This is a genomic window from Psychrobacter piscatorii (assembly GCF_904846415.1).
In the GTDB taxonomy this organism is placed as follows: Bacteria; Pseudomonadota; Gammaproteobacteria; order Pseudomonadales; family Moraxellaceae; genus Psychrobacter; species Psychrobacter piscatorii.
In genome coordinates, this window is the sequence record NZ_CAJHAR010000103.1 from 1 (window position 1) to 604 (window position 604).

Below are 604 nucleotides of genomic sequence, written 5' to 3' on the forward strand. Positions count from 1 at the left end.
ATCTGACTCAGTCTGACGGATTTTTACAAGCTCACTTTGTATTTGTTGGCGCGTTTCAGCCAGATCTAGCTCAGCTTCTATTTCAGACTGTAGAGTGGATACTGTACGGCGCAGTTTGGCATACCATTGCCCAGCCGTACGCGCAGCCTGCGGCAGTTTCTCTGGGCCCAATACGATTAAAGCAATGATGCCAAACAAGAGTAACTCGGAAAACCCGATATCAAACATAACAGTCACATATATTAAAAGACTATTTAGTGCTGCTATTTATAAGCGGCGCGCTTCATGCTTTGTGCTGATCATCAGTGGTGATAGGGCTGATTTCTGTATAATCAGCCTGAGTACCTACCTGTGTATTTAAATCATTACTTGCAGCTGGCGTACTATTTTCATGGTCAAGTGAACGATTATTGCGAGCACGCGAGGTTTCTTCATCTTTGACTGCTTCTTTAAAACCCTTTACTGCACCGCCTAAATCTTTGCCAGCATTTTTAAGCTTAGCGGTGCCAAATACGACCACCACCACAACCAATAAAATCAGCCAATGTGTAATAGAAAAACTGCCCATAACGTGATCTTTATATTTTAAAGTCTTGATAAGACC

General features: G+C 42.5%; 2 protein-coding genes. Both read right to left on the reverse strand.

Annotation, left to right across the window (positions count from 1 at the left end):
• Nucleotides 1-228, reverse strand: a 228-nt coding sequence (tatB, locus tag JMX83_RS15055) for a Sec-independent protein translocase protein TatB (RefSeq protein ID WP_201603399.1), incomplete at its 3' end; no start/stop codon positions are given.
• Between the two features lie 55 nt (nucleotides 229-283).
• Nucleotides 284-568, reverse strand: coding sequence for a Sec-independent protein translocase subunit TatA (gene tatA, locus JMX83_RS15060; RefSeq protein ID WP_201603402.1), 285 nt, complete (start codon nucleotides 566-568; stop codon nucleotides 284-286).
• Between the last annotated feature and the right edge of the window lie 36 nt (nucleotides 569-604).